Below are 16135 nucleotides of genomic sequence, written 5' to 3' on the forward strand. Positions count from 1 at the left end.
ATTTGCGCCTTATAGGCGCTGTTCAAACTACCAGCTAAGCTGGTAGTTTTGATTTCTTCTTCAATAGAAGAATTTGGCGGATTCTTTTTCTGTTAATCCTTGATTTTTATCATAGAACAATGAAGTTTGGCCCTTAGGGGATTTTTCTGATAGATGGCGTATACTAGGGATTTAAATATATCGAGGTCTACGAGATCTGGTTCGCCCCCAGTTTCTTCCATAAGACACAAGGAATCATATAGATTTTTATTAGCAAGGATTTTAGCTTTGATAGCATCCCATTCGACTTTTGGATGTATTTCCATATGGTCCTTGAATCGTTTCTCCAATTTATTTATAAAATAACTATCAGCTTTGTCCATTAGATCCCTTTTTGTAGTTTTTGGATAGTATTAAATATTCCTATATTACTTAATCTTCAAAGTACATCCAAGATATAGCATCAGGGATGACCTTGAAATTTATTTTATTGCTAGTAAATATTTCTCCATCTATATTAGCGAGAAAGTCCTTATCTGAAGAGATTTGTCCGCTACTTATTTTATATTCATTGAGATGTGGGCTAGTCCTGTGCTTACCTTTTTTGTATTTTAGGATCATAAAAAGAAGTTTGTAGAAAGGTATCTTCTCAGCAGTAATTAAGTTTATTAATCCATCGCAAAGGCTAGCTTCTGGAGCTGGGTTAAATCCTGATCCGTAGAAGGCTCCATTACAGATTGCGCTTATTAAAAAGTCACCTTCAATTTCCATACTTTTTCCATTTTCCATCATCATTCTAATTTTGAGATTCTCATATTGTATATTTCTAAGTGAAGATATAACTGCTTTTATATAGGCTTTTTTTCCTAGCTTTGGATTTTTTTCTAAAAACTTGTAAGCTTCTTTTAGGACTTTTGTGTCAAATCCAAGGCTTGTTACATTTATACAAAGCTTGCCATTAACTTCTATTAAATCTATAGGTCTTGTGTAGAATGAAAAGATTTTTTCTAGATTAAAGTTTTTGTAATCAAAGTTTTTGGCAAAATCATTGCCAGTTCCAGTTGGGATTAAACCGATGGAAATATCTTTACCATAAGATATATTGACAAGCTCGTTAAGAGAGCCATCTCCGCCACAGATTATGGCGTATTTTTCAAAACCATCCTCTTTAGCAAAGTCTTCTATAATCTCATCAATATGGCCCTTATACTTTGTTTCTATCACTTCTATTTTAGTATCTCTAGGCATTCTTTCTTCTAAAGCTAAGAGGTCATTTCTATTAATATCAAATTCTGTTTTGCCAGCTTTTGAGCTGATTATAAATAATATTTTCTTCATAATGTCACCTCATTTATTATACTGAAAACATTTATCATTTAAAGATAAGTAAAAAGCTATGGTCAATATTTATAGATGAAATTTATTATAAAAGAGTTAAAGTAATAGGTAAGGAGTGATTTAATGAGAAAGAAAATATTTAATCTTATAACGAGTATATTACTTATAACAAGTTTGACTGCATGTGGGAATAACTCTGATAATGTAGAAGTTAGTGCAAAGAGTACGGGAGAACTTATAGATAATCTAGATCAGACTAGTACAGATCTTGCAAATACCGAATCTACTGAAAAAGAAAGTTCTAAAGAAAAAACCAGTGATAGAGAGAAGGCTAAGACAAATTGGGAGATGAGCCTAGCTAAAGAAAAGGAAAATGATAGTAAGAAGGAAAAGGAAAGAGAAAAAGATCTAGAATCATTTAAAAAGTCATCTGAAGCAAGAAAGCCGAAAGATAAGGATGAGAAAAAACAAAAGCAGAAGGATAAAGAAGATGACTTAGAGGAAGATTACGCTAAGGTTAAGCTTAAGTTTTTTGGAGATACTATGGCCCATCTTGGCCAAATCCAATATGCCTACTCTTATGGAGGAGGAGACTATGATTTCTCCAATCAATTTGCTTATATTTCAGACTTCGTTAGAGATAGTGATTTATCTATAACAAATTATGAAACGACCACTAATCCAAACAGAGAATATGCTGGCTTTCCTGCCTTCAACGCTCCTCCAGCTTATCTTAAAAACATAAAGGATGCGGGCTTTGATGTAGTAACTACTGCAAATAACCACTCATTGGACACAGACGAAGAAGGAGTTCAGACAACAATCGAGGCTGCCAAGGAAGCAGGCCTAGATTATGTAGGAAGCAAGGAAAAAGAAAGTGATAAGATTCTTTATAAAGAAATAAATGGGATAAAGATTGCAATTCTCGCCTATACTTATGGAGCCAATGGTAAGGAAGACCTCCTAAACTTAAGAGAAGAAGTAGATTCCCTAAACTACCTACACGAAGAAAATATTAAATCTGATATAGAAGAAGCCAAGGAGAATGGGGCGGACTTTATCATAGTTTATCCTCACTGGGAAATAGAATATCAGTCTTATCCTCAAGAAAGTACAGTGGAACTTGCTCATAATATGATTGATTGGGGAGCAGATCTTGTAATAGGTAACCATCCACACGTTGTCCAACCTGTTGAGATCTACAAGAATAAAGATGGTAAGGAAGGGCTTATAGCCTACGCCCTAGGTAACTTTATCTCTAAGCAATCTCTCGAAGTAAGTGGAGATATAAGATGTGAGCAATCCCTTAGCATTGAGCTAAACCTTAACAAGAATGAAAAAACTGGTAACAAAAAGATCAGCGATATAAAACTTCATCCACTTTGGGTAGGAACAAACTACGATGATTACGGCGCAAGCACCAAGCCCTATCTATGTGAAGACTTCCTTGAGGGTGGAGATAAGTATGATTTAGTAGATGAATATCAAAGAGAGAGAATACAACAAGCCTACGACATGACAATGGAGACGGCGACAACTGAGGTAAACTAATGGGAACATATGAAATAGGAATCCTAAACGCTATACAGAACATAAGAAGTGACAGCCTGGACAATTTCTTCCTAACTATAACTTCTCTAGGTAATATGTCTATACTTTGGTTTAGTATGATTCTAATATTTATGACAACAAAAAGATATAGGAGGATTGGAGAAATCATATTAATATCATTTTTCTTAAATCTAATAGTTGTAAATATAATACTTAAAATTTCAGTTGGAAGAGTAAGACCCTATGAAGCAGTAGGATTTACTGACTTATTGATCAATCACCTATCAGATAACTCTTTTCCTTCAGGTCACACTTCCTACTCAGCCTCCTTTGCAACTATAATAATACTTCTTGCAAAATCAAAACCACTAAAGTACTACGTTGGAATATTAGCTATATTAATAGCTTTCTCAAGACTATATCTATATGTACACTATCCAACGGATGTATTAGTAGGAGCGGTAGTTGGAATGGCAATAGGAGTAGGAGCAATCAAGATATATCAAAGTCCTAAGTATAGAAAACTTAAGGGAAAAATTAATTTACAAAGACAGTAATGGATGGTATAATATATAGGTACTTAAGCCGGTGTGTTGGAATTGGCAGACGAGACAGACTCAAACTCTGTTGTCCACCAGGGCGTGTGGGTTCGAGTCCCACCACCGGCACCATTACTTTTTTAAAAACGTTGATATTGCAACACTTAAAGGTGACTGAAAATAAAAAAGTTACCAACGGGTTAGCAATATCTTTTTTTATTTGAAATTTTAATAAATTTATCTTTCTAAACTTATATTTCAATTATTATACTTCAAGTTATAGTTTCTTAATTTTAAATTCTATGATAAAATTATAGTTAATACTTACTTAGGGGTTTATATGAAGAATGATCGAAGGGAATTGATTTTACATGGTAGTATTTACAAGGCTATTTTTGTGATTTCTATACCTATAATTTTAAACTTTTTCATCCAACAACTTTATTCTTTGGCAGATGCTTTTTGGCTTGGTAAGCTTGGGACGGCGGAGTTTGCATCTACTTCTTTTACTTGGCCAGTTATTTTTTTATTTAACTCGATAGGAATGGGGCTTTCTATTGCAGCGACTTCCCTAGTTTCCCAGCTTTTGGGAAGAGATGATGTGAAAAATGCACAGAAGTATACGGATACTCTTATTAATATTTCCTTAATCTTTTCTATAGTATTTATGATCTTAGGTTATTTTACGGCTGAAGGGATTGTAAATCTTATGGGAGCTAATGGAGAGCTTCACGATTTTTCTGTAATTTATCTTAAGTATTCCTATTTTGGAATTCCCTTTATATTTTTGTATTTTATCTACTCGGCTGTCTTTTCTGCCCAAGGAAAAAATACTATACCTACTGTGATAAGTACAACTTGTGTAGTTTTAAATATGATTTTAAATCCTTTCTTCATCTTTGATGAGATTCCAATCATAGGTCTTAGAGGGCTTGATATGGGAGTTAAGGGTGCTGCCTTAGCCACTGTTCTTACACAAGCTTTGATGTTGATTTTAGGCTTTATTCATTTAAGAATTAATAAAGATTATATAAAGCTCAATTATAAATCCTTATTTTTTATAAAGTGGGAGAAGGATATTCTTAAGAGAATTTATAGGATTGCAACGCCTTCTGTAGTCGGTCAGATGGGAACTGCGATTGGCTTTATAATTTTAAATGCCTTTATCCAGTCATACGGTACAGAAACTGTCGCAGCTTATGGAATGGTAAATAGGATTACGGGTCTTTTAAATATTCCGCCTAGCGGGATTGGCTCAGCTATCACTGGCATTATTGGTCAAAATATTGGAAATAGGAATATAGATAGGGTCAAGGAAACTTTTAGGAAGGCTTCTTTTATAGTAATAATGATGTCTATAGTAATAGCTATAGTAAGCTTTATCTATAGGTATGAGATCCTTACGTTTTTTATAGATGCCCCTAAGGATTCAGAACTTATGGTCCAGGCCAATTCCTATATGTTTTATACTTTATTGACTTTAGTAATGCTTAATATGTTTTTTATATACCAAGGGCTCTTTCAGGGGTCAGGAAACAGCAAGTACTCTATGTTTGTTGACTTGTTAAGACTTTGGGGGATTAGGATTCCACTATTATTTTTCTTTAAGTACTTTACAGCCTACAAGGCTACTGGAATTTGGCTTGCTATGGCTATTTCAAATGTATTGGTTACATTTATCGCCCACTTTATCTACGCTAAAGGTGACTGGAAGGGCGGTTCTTTCTAGCTTTATTAAAGAAAAAAATTGCTCTTGCAAATGTTAACATCAATAGGTTATAATTAATATGAGTAGGAGGAAAATTTTGCAAGATTATAAAAGAGTTATTCTTAAGTTAAGTGGTGAAGCTTTGGCTGGTGATAAGGGTTTTGGCTTCGACGACGATATTATTATAAACATATGTGAAAATATTAAGGCTGTTTCAAAGCTAGGAGTTCAAATCGCTATTGTTGTAGGCGGTGGCAACTTCTGGCGAGGAAGGTCTGGTAAGGAAATCGACAGAGCAAGCTCTGATACAATTGGTATGCTAGGAACTGTGATGAATGGTTTGAGAGTTCAGGGAACCTTAGAAGAGATGGGTCTTGATACTAGACTTATGACTGCAATCGATATGAAGGAAGTAGCAGAGCCTTATATTAGAAGAAGAGCGGTAAGACATCTGGAAAAAGGAAGGATTGTAATCTTTTCTGCAGGTACTGGTCTTCCATATTTCTCAACAGATACCACGGCAAGTCTAAGAGCCTTAGAAATAAATGCAGACATGATTCTTCTTGGAAAGACTGGAACTGATGGTATCTATGATAAAGATCCTAATGTCTATCACGATGCAGTAAGGTTTGATAAGCTAACTTATAAGGAAATTCTTCATAAAGAATTAAAGATAATGGATACAACTGCTACATCATTGTGTATGGATAACGATATGCCTTTATTTGTGTTTGGTATAGATGATCCAAGCAATTTAGTAAGAATATTTGAAGAAGAAAACCCAATAGGGACTATAGTAAAGGAGAGTTTTTAATGATTTATGAACAAATAAAAAAACAAGCAAGAGATGATATGGCTAAGGCACTAGAGTCTTTCGATAAGAGAATTGCAACAATCAAGGCTGGTAGAGCGACTGAAGCTATCTTAGATGGCATTACTTTTTCATACTACGGAACAGAGACACCAATCAACCAAGCTGCAACAGTTTCAATCCCAGAAGCTAGACTTCTTGTAATCAAGCCATGGGATAAGACAAATATAGGACCAATTGAGAAGGCTATTCTTAAATCCAATGTTGGTATTACACCTCAAAACGACGGAGAGGTTATAAGACTTCCTTTCCCACAATTAACAGAAGAAAGAAGAAAAGAATACACTAAAGAAGTAGATACCTACGCAGAGGATGCTAAGATTGTTATAAGAAATAAGAGAAGAGAAGCTATGGATGAAGTCAAAAAGAGTGAGAAATCAGGAGACGTCACAGAAGATGATAGATACACTCTTGAAGATGAAATCCAAAAGATTACTGACAAGATGATTGAGGACGTTGAAGCATTGGCCTCAAAGAAGAACAAAGAGTTGATGTCAGTATAATAAATTGAATAAGATTAATTTAAAAAGTTTAGGCGAAATTTTGAATAAGGATATTAGCCTTGGTAGGATACCTGCTAGGATAGTATCCTTATTTCTTAGTGAGCTTTCACTACTTTTAAGCTCAGGGATAAGTCTTGATGAGAGTCTCTGTATAATAAGAGGTCAAAAAATTGACAAAAAGCTAACTAAGGCTATTTCGAATATACTTGTAAATTTAAATAAAGGATTGAGTGCCTATGAGTCCTTCAATAGAGAGGTGAGATACTTTAGTCCAATGTTAATAGCCTTTATTAAGTCAGGAGATGAGAGTGGAAATATGGCAGAAATTTTGGGAGAATTCTCTGCTTATCTGTCAAATGACAGCAAGAACAAAGCTAAGATTAGACAGGCTTTTATCTATCCAATTATACTTTTACTAGTGACAATTACTGTAGTAGGTCTAATTGTAACTCTAGTTATGCCGACTTTTACAGAAAGTTTTGCTTCTTATGAGATGGTCCTTCCCTTATCGACAAGAATGCTTTTGGCTATTAGTGCTTTCTTTTCTGAATATGGCTTTATAGTAATAATTGTATTCTTAACCATAATATTACTATATCTTTTCATGTATAATAGTAAGTCCTATAGATTAAAACTAGACACATACAATTTTAAACATCTTCCCCTTAAAAGATTCAGAAAGCTTACTATGGATTATCAGATAAGTTCACTACTATATATTCTACGTAGTGGAGATATTGATATAATTAGCTCAATTGGAATAATTAGAGAATCTTTTACTAATACTTTTATCAAAAAGAAACTTATCCTTATACAAAAAGACCTCCTAGATGGTTTAAGCTTATCTGATGCCTTTAAGAGGGCTGGGATTTTTTCAAATCTTTTAGTTTCTATGATAGAAGTAGGAGAAGACAGTGGATTTTTGGTTGAATCTCTTAAGAAGACTTCAGAATATTTTGCGAATGAATACATATATAGGCTGAAAAAGATATCTACTGCCATAGAGCCTGTTTTGATATTGATCATGGCTTTTATCGTGGGCTTTGTCGTATTTTCTGTTACGATACCGATGTTCGATTCGGTTAATTACTTATACTAAGGAGAAATTATGAAAAAGAAAAAAGGTTTTACTTTAATTGAGCTTGTTATAGTTGTTGCTATAATTACAATACTTGCAGCAATAGCAATTCCAAGATATAAGAACTCCAAGAAAAAAGCTGCCATAGCAGCCCACAATGCTAATGTTGAAATGCTTACAACTGCAGGAACCATGGCAAGCTCTGATGGAGTTAATGATACTTGGACAAGCCAAAGTTATGCGAAAGATTATATACAAAAATGGCCAGAAATACCAAAGGGAATCGGTCATGATGGCCAAAGCTATGAAGTTAAAATTGATAAAGAAGGCCATGTGAGTGTAAGTCCAGGGCAAATAAAGGAAAATCCAGCTAGTAATAATTAAGTAAAATGATTTATATATTTCTATTTATAATAGGGTCAATATTTGGTTCATTTGCTAATCTCATCGTCCATAGGAGAATGAGAGATGAAAGTATAGTCTATCCCAGAAGTCATTGCGAGTCTTGTGGTAAAAGTCTTAGACCTTTTGAATTAATTCCAGTGATTTCCTTTCTTATTCAGAAAGGAAAATGTAGGTCATGCGGGGCTAGGATTTCACCTGATAATATTATTATGGAGGTTATAGGCGGGATTTTACTAATAATAAGCTCATCCTATGGTCTTAATCTTAACAGCCTTATGATTTTTGCTTCCTTAATTATAGGGCTTATAATATCAGTTATTGATCTTAAGACCATGGAGATATATAGAAAGCATTTAATTATACTTTTAATCTTAGGACTTATTTATAGGTTTCATTTCTTTGATAAGAAATTTTTCATAAATATTATAATATTTTCCTTAATTTATTATTTGATATATAGGATTTCTGGAAGAAATATCGGTGATGGGGATTATTATTTCTATTTGGCTCTAGGGCTTTTCCTAAATGATAGCTTATTCATTGTTTTTGTTTTATTTTCCATTTGGACTGGTGGATTTGTGGGACTTTTAATTCTTCTTATGGAAAGGAAAAGAGGCGAGCGCATGCCTTTTGCAATATTTATATATCTTTCATATATAATAGTATTGATAGTATATAGGGGAGCAGTCCTATGAAAAAGAAGGGATTTACTTTAATTGAACTAATTGTCGTCATCGGTATTGTCTCTCTTATTTCCTTAGTAGGAATGGTTAGATTTAATTTTTTAGGGAAAATCAAAGCCAAAAATGAACTAAATATCCTGATTAATGATATGTACTATGCTAAGGAGAAGGCCTTGATTAGCGGGAGAAAATGCAGAGTTTACTTCCGTGAAGATAAGTATATGTTGAGGTTTTCTAAAGTTTCTATGATGGATGATATGGAAGATATTGACAGGGATTTAGCTTATCTAACTTTGTCAAAGAAAGTAGATCCAGTTGTTTTTAATGGAACAGGGTCTGTATCTGGAGCGAAAACAATTGTCTTTTCTTCTCCCTACCTCGTTGGAAAGGATGGAAGTATAAAGCTTATTATAGGAGTTGCAGGAGGTTCTATTAGAATTGAAGAAAACAAAAACTATGGGATTTACCCTGATTGAATGTATAATTGCCTTGGGCTTTGTGGCAATCCTTGCTCTTATACTTCTTCCAAGCCTCAATAATGTAAATAGAATTAATCAGAAATCACAAGATAAAATAAGGATTATTTACGCTCTTGAAGAAGCTATTGAGAGAAATAAGAATCAGGATTTAGGAGAATATTCTTATAATATAAATGGCTTTGGAGTTGAAGTTAGTGTAGAAGAATACTCGCAAGGACTTAGGAAGATTTCTGCAAATTGTGAAGGCTTTGGCCTTGAATTGGTAAGATAAGATGAAAAAAGGATTTACTCTAATAGAACTAATAGTAAGTATTGCCATAGCAAGTCTTCTTATAGGGGTCTTATCTATGGTATTTTCTTTAAATGTGGGATTTTTAAATAAAGAATATATAGATGAGAGGCAGTACAAGAACGCAAGCCATGCCGCCTTATATATAGAAGATAAGATCAGAAGAGCCCATAAAATTGTTAAGAGTGAAGGTGATAATTGTAATTTCACTCTGTATATCAGTGAATATGAACAAGATCGACATAAATTTGTCGAATCTGCCTATAGATTTAGTCTAGAAAAGGAAAATGTCCTTTACGCTTATATATACAATACAGATAAATTTTCGGAAAGAGATGGCAAGGTTAGGATTTGTGAGATAGATGACCTTTATCTTTATTATAACGACGATGATGAGGACAATAAATACATAGAAATGAGGATAGACTCTCAAACTACCTCTATAAAGACATTTATAAACTTAGGAAGACGATTATGAAAAAAGGCTTTATAACAATTTATGTACTGCTCGTATTGCTTTTCCTATCTATAAGCCTTGCTTTTGTAAGTAGAGAAGTCCAAAGTAAGAATGATTTATCCAAAGATCTTTTAACTAAAAAGCAGGCCGTCTACGAGGCGAAAAGTCGTGTCAATATCTTTGTAAATAACTATGAAAATGAAATAAAAGAATATATCTTAGAAGATTACAAGAGGATAATCGATGAAGATTTGAGCGACGTTGATCACGCAAATGCCAAGGAATTCTACATCGATTATAATAATTCCAAGAAAAAGATAATGCTTATGAGAGTGATAGATCCTAATATAGCTCCTAGGAAAGATAAGGTCTATAGGGTATTTGAGCATATCTATTATAAAAATGTAAGAGCAGAAGCAGATATATATCTAAGGCCTCGTGAGGATATACTTTTATCTAACGAAGGGAAATTAAGCTATAAAGACATAGAAAGTGAGCTTAATAAATTCGAGTTTGTGAAAGATAAAACGATTAGTAATCAAATACCCGATACAAGTAAAGAGAACCCTTACAAGGGAGTAATAATTTTGGATGAGGATAAATCAATCGATAAGGACCTTTATGTTGAAGGAATTCTAATATCTAAGGCTAAACTTATTACTAAAGAAAAAAAGATAAGGGTTGAGGGTCTAGTAGTTTTAAACCAAGGTAACCAAGATATAGAATATCACAAGGATTACGGGTCTATCATCGATAATATAGTAAATAAAACTGACCTAATAGATTTAGAAATCGTAGCAAGTCATAGCTTTTAGCCTTGCCTAAAAGTAATTTATGGTATAATGAAAATAGAGAAAATTTGCAAATAATTGGAGGAAACATGAAAATATTAGTAATAAACTGTGGTAGTTCATCACTTAAATATCAACTATTTTATATGGCAAACGAAGAAGTTATGGTAAAGGGTCTTGTTGAAAGAATCGGAATCGATGGATCAAGGCTTATCCAAGAAAAAGGTGATGATGAATTTACAATCGAAGAAGATATGAAAGATCATACTGAGGCAGTTAGTCACGTATTTGATGCCCTTGTTGATAGTGAAAACGGAGTTATCAAAGATCTATCTGAAATCGATGCAGTAGGCCACAGATTCGTACATGGTGGAGAAAAAATTACAAAATCTTGTCTAATTGACAAAGAAGTAAGAGATGCAATCGAAGAATACAGCAAGTTTGCCCCACTTCACAACCCAGCTAACCTAATGGGACTTAAAGCTTGTGAGAAATTACTTGAAGGTGTTCCAAATGTAGCAGTATTTGATACAGCCTTCCACCAAACAATGCCAGAAAAAACTTTCCTATATGGTATTGATTACAAATACTATGAAGAAGATTCTATTAGAAAATATGGTTTCCACGGAACAAGCCACAACTTTATTACTAACAAGACAGCAGAAATCCTAGGCAAGGACGTAAACGAAGTAAATATAATTTCTTGCCACCTAGGAAATGGTTCATCAATCACAGCTGTTAAAGAAGGAAAAAGCTATGATACATCAATGGGACTAACCCCACTTGAAGGACTAATCATGGGTACAAGATCAGGTGATATCGACCCAACAGCTGTAACATATATAATGAAAGAAAAAAATCTTACAGCTGACGAGATGGAAAATATCCTAAACAAAGAATCAGGAGTACTCGGAGTTAGTGGAGTAAGCTCAGACTTTAGAGACCTAGAAGCTGCTGCTAAAGAAGGAAACGAAAGAGCTCAATATGCCCTAGATATGTTTGTAACAAGAGCTAAAAGATATATAGCAGGTTACATGGCAGAAATCGGAAGCGTAGATGCTATAGTATTTACTGGTGGAATTGGTGAAAATTCAATCGGTATGAGAAAAGACATCATGGAAGGATTCGAGCAATTCGGAATCAAGATTGATGATGAAAAGAACAATGTTCGCGGTGGAGCTCACGAAGTATCTACAGATGATTCAAAAGTTAAGGTAATGGTCGTTGCTACTAACGAAGAATTGATGATTGCAAGAGATACAAAATCGATCGTAGAAGCTTGACAAACAACTCTTATCATTATATAATATAAAGGATTGCTAAACTGATAAGAGGAGGTGTCAAAGATGGCAGTACCAAAGAGAAGAACATCAAAAACAAGAAAAAATAAAAGAAGAGCCTCAGCTTATACTTTGAATAGATCAAACTATGTTGAGTGTCCAAATTGTCATGAGCCAAAACTTCCACACAGAGTTTGCCCAAACTGTGGAGATTATAAAGGCGAAACAATTCTTGATGTAGAGTAAAGATAGTGTTTTACACTATCTTTTTTAATATAATATTTTAAAGAGGTATATATGAAGATATTAATTGATACATACGGAGCAGATAAGGGTGAGAGAGTCTTAGTTGATGGGGCCATAATAGCAAAAGAAAAACGTGAATTTACTCCAGTATTTGTAGGAAATAAAGACAAAATCGAAGAGTTAATAGATGGAAGGATAGAAGATTATGAAATTATCCATACAGATGAATTCATCTCTAATGACGAAGATCCAGCAAGGGCTATCAGAAGAAAGAAAAATGCCTCTATAGTATTAGCCTTCGAAAAATCTAAGGAAGAAGGCTATGATGGTGTGCTTTCTGCTGGATCTACCGGAGCCCTTCTTGCGGGAGGACTTTTCATAGCCAAAAGGATAAAAGGAATCGATAGGGCCTGCCTTGCTACGAGCCTACCTACTCTAGGAGAGACTACCCTTCTTATGGACACTGGTGCCAATATGGATTGTAAGAAAGAATTTTTGGAAGAATTCGGATTAATGGGTAAAGTATATCTAGAAAATGTTCTTAATATAGAAAATCCGAAGATTGGCCTACTCAATGTTGGAGTTGAGGAACATAAGGGAAATAAACTTGCTAAAGAGACATACGCTCTATTAAAAGAAGCAAATCTTAACTTTGTAGGAAATATCGAAGCAAGAGACCTATTTACAGGTAAGGTCAATGTTATCCTTGCGGACGGATTCGATGGAAATATTGCTATAAAGACAGCTGAAGGGATCTTTAGCCTGATGGGTAAGGAGCTTAAGGATGTATTCTACAAATCCTTATCTAACAAGCTTGCAGCAGGTATTTTGAAGAAAGATCTTAAGTCCATGTTTAACAAGTTTTCTGCTGATGAAGTCGGTGGAGCTCCACTTTTAGGAGTTAAATCCTATGCTTATAAAGCTCATGGCAATGCCAATGAAATTGCAATTTCAAACGCTATTTTAGGCCTTATGGATTATATAAATAAGAATGTTATTGAAAATATAGAACGAGAATTGATTTGATTAGAGAAAGACTTAAAGAATTAGCAGTTGAAAACCTTGATCTCGATCCTAGTGAAATCGACTTTGATAGCAAGATTTCTGATTTAGACATCGACTCTATTGACTTAGTTGATTTTATAATGTTAATAGAGGATGAATATTCAGTAGAGTTTTCTGATGAAGAATTAGATGAGATTGAAACACTTGCTGATATTGTAAGCGTGATTGAGAGCAAAAATTAATGGCTATTTCTAATAATAGACTAAAAAAAATAGAAGAATTTGAAAATAAGATTGGCTACACCTTCAATGATAAAGATTTGATTGATGTAGCCTTTACTCATTCTTCCTATACAAATGAGGTCAAAGGTAAGAAAAAAAGTAACGAAAGACTAGAGTTTCTGGGAGATTCCATCCTAGATATGATAGTAAGTGAAGTACTCTTCAAACACTACTCTATGAAGCCTGAGGGCTGGCTAACCAAGACCAGATCAAGACTAGTGTGTACATCATCATTTGCTAAGGCTTGTGAGAAGTTTAAAATGACGACTTTCCTTAACTTTGGTAATGGAGAAAGACAAGGTGGAGGAGAGCTTAAAAAGCATGTCAAGGCGGACACCTTTGAGGCAGTTTGTGCTGCGATATATTTAGACTCTTCCTATGATAATTTGTTCAAATTTTTGAAGGAAAACTATAAGGAAGAAGCCCTAGAGATTATAAATGATGACTCTATTTTCAATGATTATAAGACCAAACTTCAAGAATATCATAATGCAAAAGATAGGAAAATCTTAAAGTATGTTCTAGTAAAAGAAGAAGGCCCAGAACATGAGAAGACCTTTACCATGGCTGTTAAGCTAGGAAACAAGGTATTGGCCCATGGAGTTGGCAAGAATAAAAAGCAAGCAGAGCAAAAAGCTGCTCAAGCTGCATATGAAAAAATAAAGAGAAAAAATGGCTAAGAAAGAATATATAATACCTATATTTATACCTTTTTTGGGATGTCCTCACGATTGTGCCTTTTGCAATCAAGTAAAGATTACAAATTTTAAGGACAAGCTTGATAAGGATAAACTCATAGAAGAAATTGAAAAAAATCTTTCATATTTTCCAGGAGAAAAGGCCGATGAATTAGCGTTTTTTGGGGGATCTTTCACAGGACTTGACGAAGATGTGATGATAGCTTATCTTGATGTCGCAAAGTCTTACAAAGATAAGGGAATTATTGATAGAATCAGACTTTCTACTAGACCTGATTATATAAATAATTCTATTCTAGATATATTGAAGGAAAAAAGTGTGGATGTAATAGAGCTTGGCATTCAGTCCCTAGACCAGGATATTCTCGATTACAACGAAAGAGGCCATACGGTAGTAGATTCCTATAAAGCAAGCGAGCTTATCAAAAAATATGGTTTTAGCCTGGGCCATCAGATTATGCCTGGACTTTTCAAGGATGAGCACCAAAAATCTATAAAGACAGCCATCGATTCAGCTAATATGAATCCTAATATGGTAAGAATTTATCCAACCTTAGTTATCAAAGATACAAAGCTTGAAGCTCTCTATAATCTAGGAGTTTACAAGCCACTTGACTTAGAAGAGGCAGTCGATCTTTCAGCTGAGCTTTATATGATCTATAGGGCAAAGGATATCGATGTAATAAGAATTGGCCTACAAACTACTGAAAATATCAATGATAAGAGAGATGTTGTGGCAGGTCCCTTTCATCCTGCTATTAGGCAACTAACTGAGTCTTTGGTATATAGAAAATATCTAGAAGAGCTTATCGAAAGAGAAAATATCGATAGAGACTTTACTATACACACAGATAACAGAAGTATTTCAATAATTTCTGGAAATAAAAAATCCAATAAGAAGTATTTCTACAAAAAGTATGGGATAAATCTCTCCTTTGAGGCTGATAGTTTGGATTTCATTAGTTTTGAAGATGAAAAGATTAAGCTTAACTTAGATGAATTTATCTACTCTTATGTAAAGAAAACTTACGGTGGTGATTTGATATTAGATTAGAAAATATAGAGCTTAAGGGCTTTAAGTCCTTCGCTGATAGGACAAAAATTGAATTTGATGATAAGATCACAGCTGTGGTTGGGCCAAATGGTTCTGGGAAAAGCAATATATCTGATGCTGTAAGATGGGTTTTAGGGGAGCAATCCGCAAAAAGTCTCAGAGGATCTAAGATGAATGATGTTATCTTTCAAGGAGGAGAAAGCTCCAAGTCCCTTAACCTTGCGGAAGTAAACCTAAACTTTTCAAATGAGGATAAGGCTCTTGATCTAAGTTATGACAAGGTAAAAATCTCAAGACGAATCTATAGAGACGGGGAAAATGAGTATAGGATCAATGGAAAAAAGGTAAGGCTTAAGGATGTAAGAGAACTTTTCCTAGACACCGGAGTCGGCAAGGAAGGTTATTCAATCATCTCCCAAGGTAGGATTGATGAAATTATATCGTCTTCGCCTAAGGATAGGAGAAATATCTTTGAAGAAGCAAGCGGTATAGCCAAGCATAAGTTTAGACGAGATGAAGCGGCTAAGAAGCTTGATAGGGTAAGCGATGACCTTGAAGTCATAGAAAGAGACTGGGAATATAAGAAAAAAGAACTAGGTCTTCTTAAAACTTATAAGGAAAATTACGAGGAAAATAAGAGATTAACTGAGAAGCTCGACCAGAGGGCGTATTTTTACCTAAAAGATAAGTCTAAAGCCCTCCTAGATGAGAAAAAAGAAGCGAGTGAAAATATTAAAAGGCTTGATAAAGAAATTAGTAAATCTGAAACAGAGCTTAATAATATTAGAAAAAAACTTGCTCCATTTACAAAAGATTATAAAGAAGTAGAAGAAGATATAGGGAATACTAAAGATAGTATAGATAAATATAACTTATCAATAGAATAATCTATTAGTAAGC

General features: G+C 34.1%; 21 protein-coding genes and 1 tRNA gene. 20 read left to right on the plus strand and 2 right to left on the minus strand.

Going from position 1 to position 16135, the window contains the following annotated elements:
- Positions 1 to 92: 92 nt before the first annotated feature.
- A complete protein-coding gene (locus RCH56_RS05800; protein ID WP_306484041.1) occupies positions 93 to 362 on the minus strand; it encodes a DUF4256 domain-containing protein in 270 nt (89 codons plus the stop codon).
- Positions 363 to 411: 49 nt separating this feature from the next.
- A complete protein-coding gene (locus tag RCH56_RS05805) occupies positions 412 to 1317 on the minus strand; it encodes a diacylglycerol kinase family protein (RefSeq protein ID WP_306484042.1) in 906 nt (301 codons plus the stop codon).
- A gap of 123 nt (positions 1318 to 1440) precedes the next feature.
- Here RCH56_RS05805 and RCH56_RS05810 point away from each other — a divergent pair, with 123 nt between their 5' ends.
- The 20 genes from RCH56_RS05810 to RCH56_RS05905 all read left to right on the plus strand — a co-directional run bounded on the left by RCH56_RS05810 (position 1441) and on the right by RCH56_RS05905 (position 16122).
- A complete protein-coding gene (locus tag RCH56_RS05810) occupies positions 1441 to 2868 on the plus strand; it encodes a CapA family protein (RefSeq protein WP_306484043.1) in 1428 nt (475 codons plus the stop codon).
- A complete protein-coding gene (locus tag RCH56_RS05815; protein ID WP_306484044.1) occupies positions 2868 to 3425 on the plus strand; it encodes a phosphatase PAP2 family protein in 558 nt (185 codons plus the stop codon). Before RCH56_RS05810 ends, RCH56_RS05815 begins: the two co-directional genes overlap by 1 nt.
- 27 nt (positions 3426 to 3452) lie before the next feature.
- Positions 3453 to 3539, plus strand: a tRNA-Leu gene (locus RCH56_RS05820).
- 208 nt (positions 3540 to 3747) lie between these two features.
- Positions 3748 to 5136, plus strand: a complete 1389-nt coding sequence (locus tag RCH56_RS05825; protein ID WP_306484045.1) for an MATE family efflux transporter — start codon at positions 3748 to 3750, stop codon at positions 5134 to 5136.
- Positions 5137 to 5212: 76 nt separating this feature from the next.
- Entirely contained in the window at positions 5213 to 5929 is a 717-nt protein-coding gene (gene pyrH / locus RCH56_RS05830) for a UMP kinase (RefSeq protein ID WP_306484046.1), read from the plus strand.
- Positions 5929 to 6489 carry a ribosome recycling factor gene (gene frr / locus RCH56_RS05835; RefSeq protein ID WP_306484047.1) on the plus strand — a complete coding sequence of 187 codons (561 nt, stop codon included), beginning with the start codon at positions 5929 to 5931 and terminating at the stop codon, positions 6487 to 6489. The genes pyrH and frr overlap by 1 nt, the downstream gene beginning before the upstream one ends.
- A 40-nt stretch (positions 6490 to 6529) precedes the next feature.
- Positions 6530 to 7588 (plus strand): type II secretion system F family protein, encoded by a 1059-nt coding sequence (locus tag RCH56_RS05840; protein ID WP_306484048.1) that lies wholly within the window; start codon positions 6530 to 6532, stop codon positions 7586 to 7588.
- A gap of 9 nt (positions 7589 to 7597) precedes the next feature.
- Entirely contained in the window at positions 7598 to 7951 is a 354-nt protein-coding gene (locus RCH56_RS05845) for a prepilin-type N-terminal cleavage/methylation domain-containing protein (RefSeq protein WP_306484049.1), read from the plus strand.
- Between the two features lie 5 nt (positions 7952 to 7956).
- A complete protein-coding gene (locus RCH56_RS05850; protein ID WP_306484050.1) occupies positions 7957 to 8667 on the plus strand; it encodes an A24 family peptidase in 711 nt (236 codons plus the stop codon).
- Entirely contained in the window at positions 8664 to 9131 is a 468-nt protein-coding gene (locus RCH56_RS05855) for a prepilin-type N-terminal cleavage/methylation domain-containing protein (protein WP_306484051.1), read from the plus strand. The genes RCH56_RS05850 and RCH56_RS05855 overlap by 4 nt, the downstream gene beginning before the upstream one ends.
- Positions 9094 to 9405 (plus strand): type II secretion system protein, encoded by a 312-nt coding sequence (locus RCH56_RS05860; protein ID WP_306484052.1) that lies wholly within the window; start codon positions 9094 to 9096, stop codon positions 9403 to 9405. Before RCH56_RS05855 ends, RCH56_RS05860 begins: the two co-directional genes overlap by 38 nt.
- Position 9406: 1 nt before the next feature.
- Positions 9407 to 9901: a PilW family protein gene (locus RCH56_RS05865; protein WP_306484053.1), complete on the plus strand. Its 495-nt coding sequence runs from the start codon at positions 9407 to 9409 to the stop codon at positions 9899 to 9901.
- Complete coding sequence (locus tag RCH56_RS05870) at positions 9898 to 10695, plus strand: hypothetical protein (RefSeq protein ID WP_306484054.1); 798 nt, start codon at positions 9898 to 9900, stop codon at positions 10693 to 10695. Before RCH56_RS05865 ends, RCH56_RS05870 begins: the two co-directional genes overlap by 4 nt.
- A 65-nt stretch (positions 10696 to 10760) precedes the next feature.
- A complete protein-coding gene (locus RCH56_RS05875; protein ID WP_306484055.1) occupies positions 10761 to 11954 on the plus strand; it encodes an acetate/propionate family kinase in 1194 nt (397 codons plus the stop codon).
- Between the two features lie 63 nt (positions 11955 to 12017).
- Positions 12018 to 12197 (plus strand): 50S ribosomal protein L32, encoded by a 180-nt coding sequence (rpmF, locus tag RCH56_RS05880; RefSeq protein WP_015777605.1) that lies wholly within the window; start codon positions 12018 to 12020, stop codon positions 12195 to 12197.
- A 51-nt stretch (positions 12198 to 12248) separates the two neighbouring features.
- Entirely contained in the window at positions 12249 to 13223 is a 975-nt protein-coding gene (gene plsX / locus RCH56_RS05885; RefSeq protein WP_306484056.1) for a phosphate acyltransferase PlsX, read from the plus strand.
- On the plus strand, positions 13220 to 13444 hold the full coding sequence (locus RCH56_RS05890; protein WP_015777607.1) for an acyl carrier protein: 225 nt from the start codon (positions 13220 to 13222) through the stop codon (positions 13442 to 13444). The genes plsX and RCH56_RS05890 overlap by 4 nt, the downstream gene beginning before the upstream one ends.
- On the plus strand, positions 13444 to 14163 hold the full coding sequence (rnc, locus tag RCH56_RS05895) for a ribonuclease III (protein ID WP_306484057.1): 720 nt from the start codon (positions 13444 to 13446) through the stop codon (positions 14161 to 14163). The genes RCH56_RS05890 and rnc overlap by 1 nt, the downstream gene beginning before the upstream one ends.
- Positions 14156 to 15235: an elongator complex protein 3 gene (locus RCH56_RS05900; RefSeq protein WP_306484058.1), complete on the plus strand. Its 1080-nt coding sequence runs from the start codon at positions 14156 to 14158 to the stop codon at positions 15233 to 15235. Before rnc ends, RCH56_RS05900 begins: the two co-directional genes overlap by 8 nt.
- Positions 15236 to 15282: 47 nt before the next feature.
- A complete protein-coding gene (locus tag RCH56_RS05905; protein ID WP_373690236.1) occupies positions 15283 to 16122 on the plus strand; it encodes an AAA family ATPase in 840 nt (279 codons plus the stop codon).
- Positions 16123 to 16135: the final 13 nt, after the last annotated feature.

The organism is Anaerococcus sp. (genome assembly GCF_030825785.1).
In the GTDB taxonomy this organism is placed as follows: Bacteria; Bacillota; Clostridia; order Tissierellales; family Peptoniphilaceae; genus Anaerococcus.

Coding starts and splice junctions, on each gene's coding strand:
- RCH56_RS05800 (WP_306484041.1), bottom strand. CDS start 362: ATGGACAAAGCTGATAGTTATTTTATAAATAAATTGGAGAAACGATTC.
- RCH56_RS05805 (WP_306484042.1), bottom strand. CDS start 1,317: ATGAAGAAAATATTATTTATAATCAGCTCAAAAGCTGGCAAAACAGAA.
- RCH56_RS05810 (WP_306484043.1), top strand. CDS start 1,441: ATGAGAAAGAAAATATTTAATCTTATAACGAGTATATTACTTATAACA.
- RCH56_RS05815 (WP_306484044.1), top strand. CDS start 2,868: ATGGGAACATATGAAATAGGAATCCTAAACGCTATACAGAACATAAGA.
- RCH56_RS05825 (WP_306484045.1), top strand. CDS start 3,748: ATGAAGAATGATCGAAGGGAATTGATTTTACATGGTAGTATTTACAAG.
- frr (WP_306484047.1), top strand. CDS start 5,929: ATGATTTATGAACAAATAAAAAAACAAGCAAGAGATGATATGGCTAAG.
- RCH56_RS05845 (WP_306484049.1), top strand. CDS start 7,598: ATGAAAAAGAAAAAAGGTTTTACTTTAATTGAGCTTGTTATAGTTGTT.
- RCH56_RS05850 (WP_306484050.1), top strand. CDS start 7,957: ATGATTTATATATTTCTATTTATAATAGGGTCAATATTTGGTTCATTT.
- RCH56_RS05855 (WP_306484051.1), top strand. CDS start 8,664: ATGAAAAAGAAGGGATTTACTTTAATTGAACTAATTGTCGTCATCGGT.
- RCH56_RS05865 (WP_306484053.1), top strand. CDS start 9,407: ATGAAAAAAGGATTTACTCTAATAGAACTAATAGTAAGTATTGCCATA.
- RCH56_RS05870 (WP_306484054.1), top strand. CDS start 9,898: ATGAAAAAAGGCTTTATAACAATTTATGTACTGCTCGTATTGCTTTTC.
- RCH56_RS05875 (WP_306484055.1), top strand. CDS start 10,761: ATGAAAATATTAGTAATAAACTGTGGTAGTTCATCACTTAAATATCAA.
- rpmF (WP_015777605.1), top strand. CDS start 12,018: ATGGCAGTACCAAAGAGAAGAACATCAAAAACAAGAAAAAATAAAAGA.
- plsX (WP_306484056.1), top strand. CDS start 12,249: ATGAAGATATTAATTGATACATACGGAGCAGATAAGGGTGAGAGAGTC.
- rnc (WP_306484057.1), top strand. CDS start 13,444: ATGGCTATTTCTAATAATAGACTAAAAAAAATAGAAGAATTTGAAAAT.
- RCH56_RS05900 (WP_306484058.1), top strand. CDS start 14,156: ATGGCTAAGAAAGAATATATAATACCTATATTTATACCTTTTTTGGGA.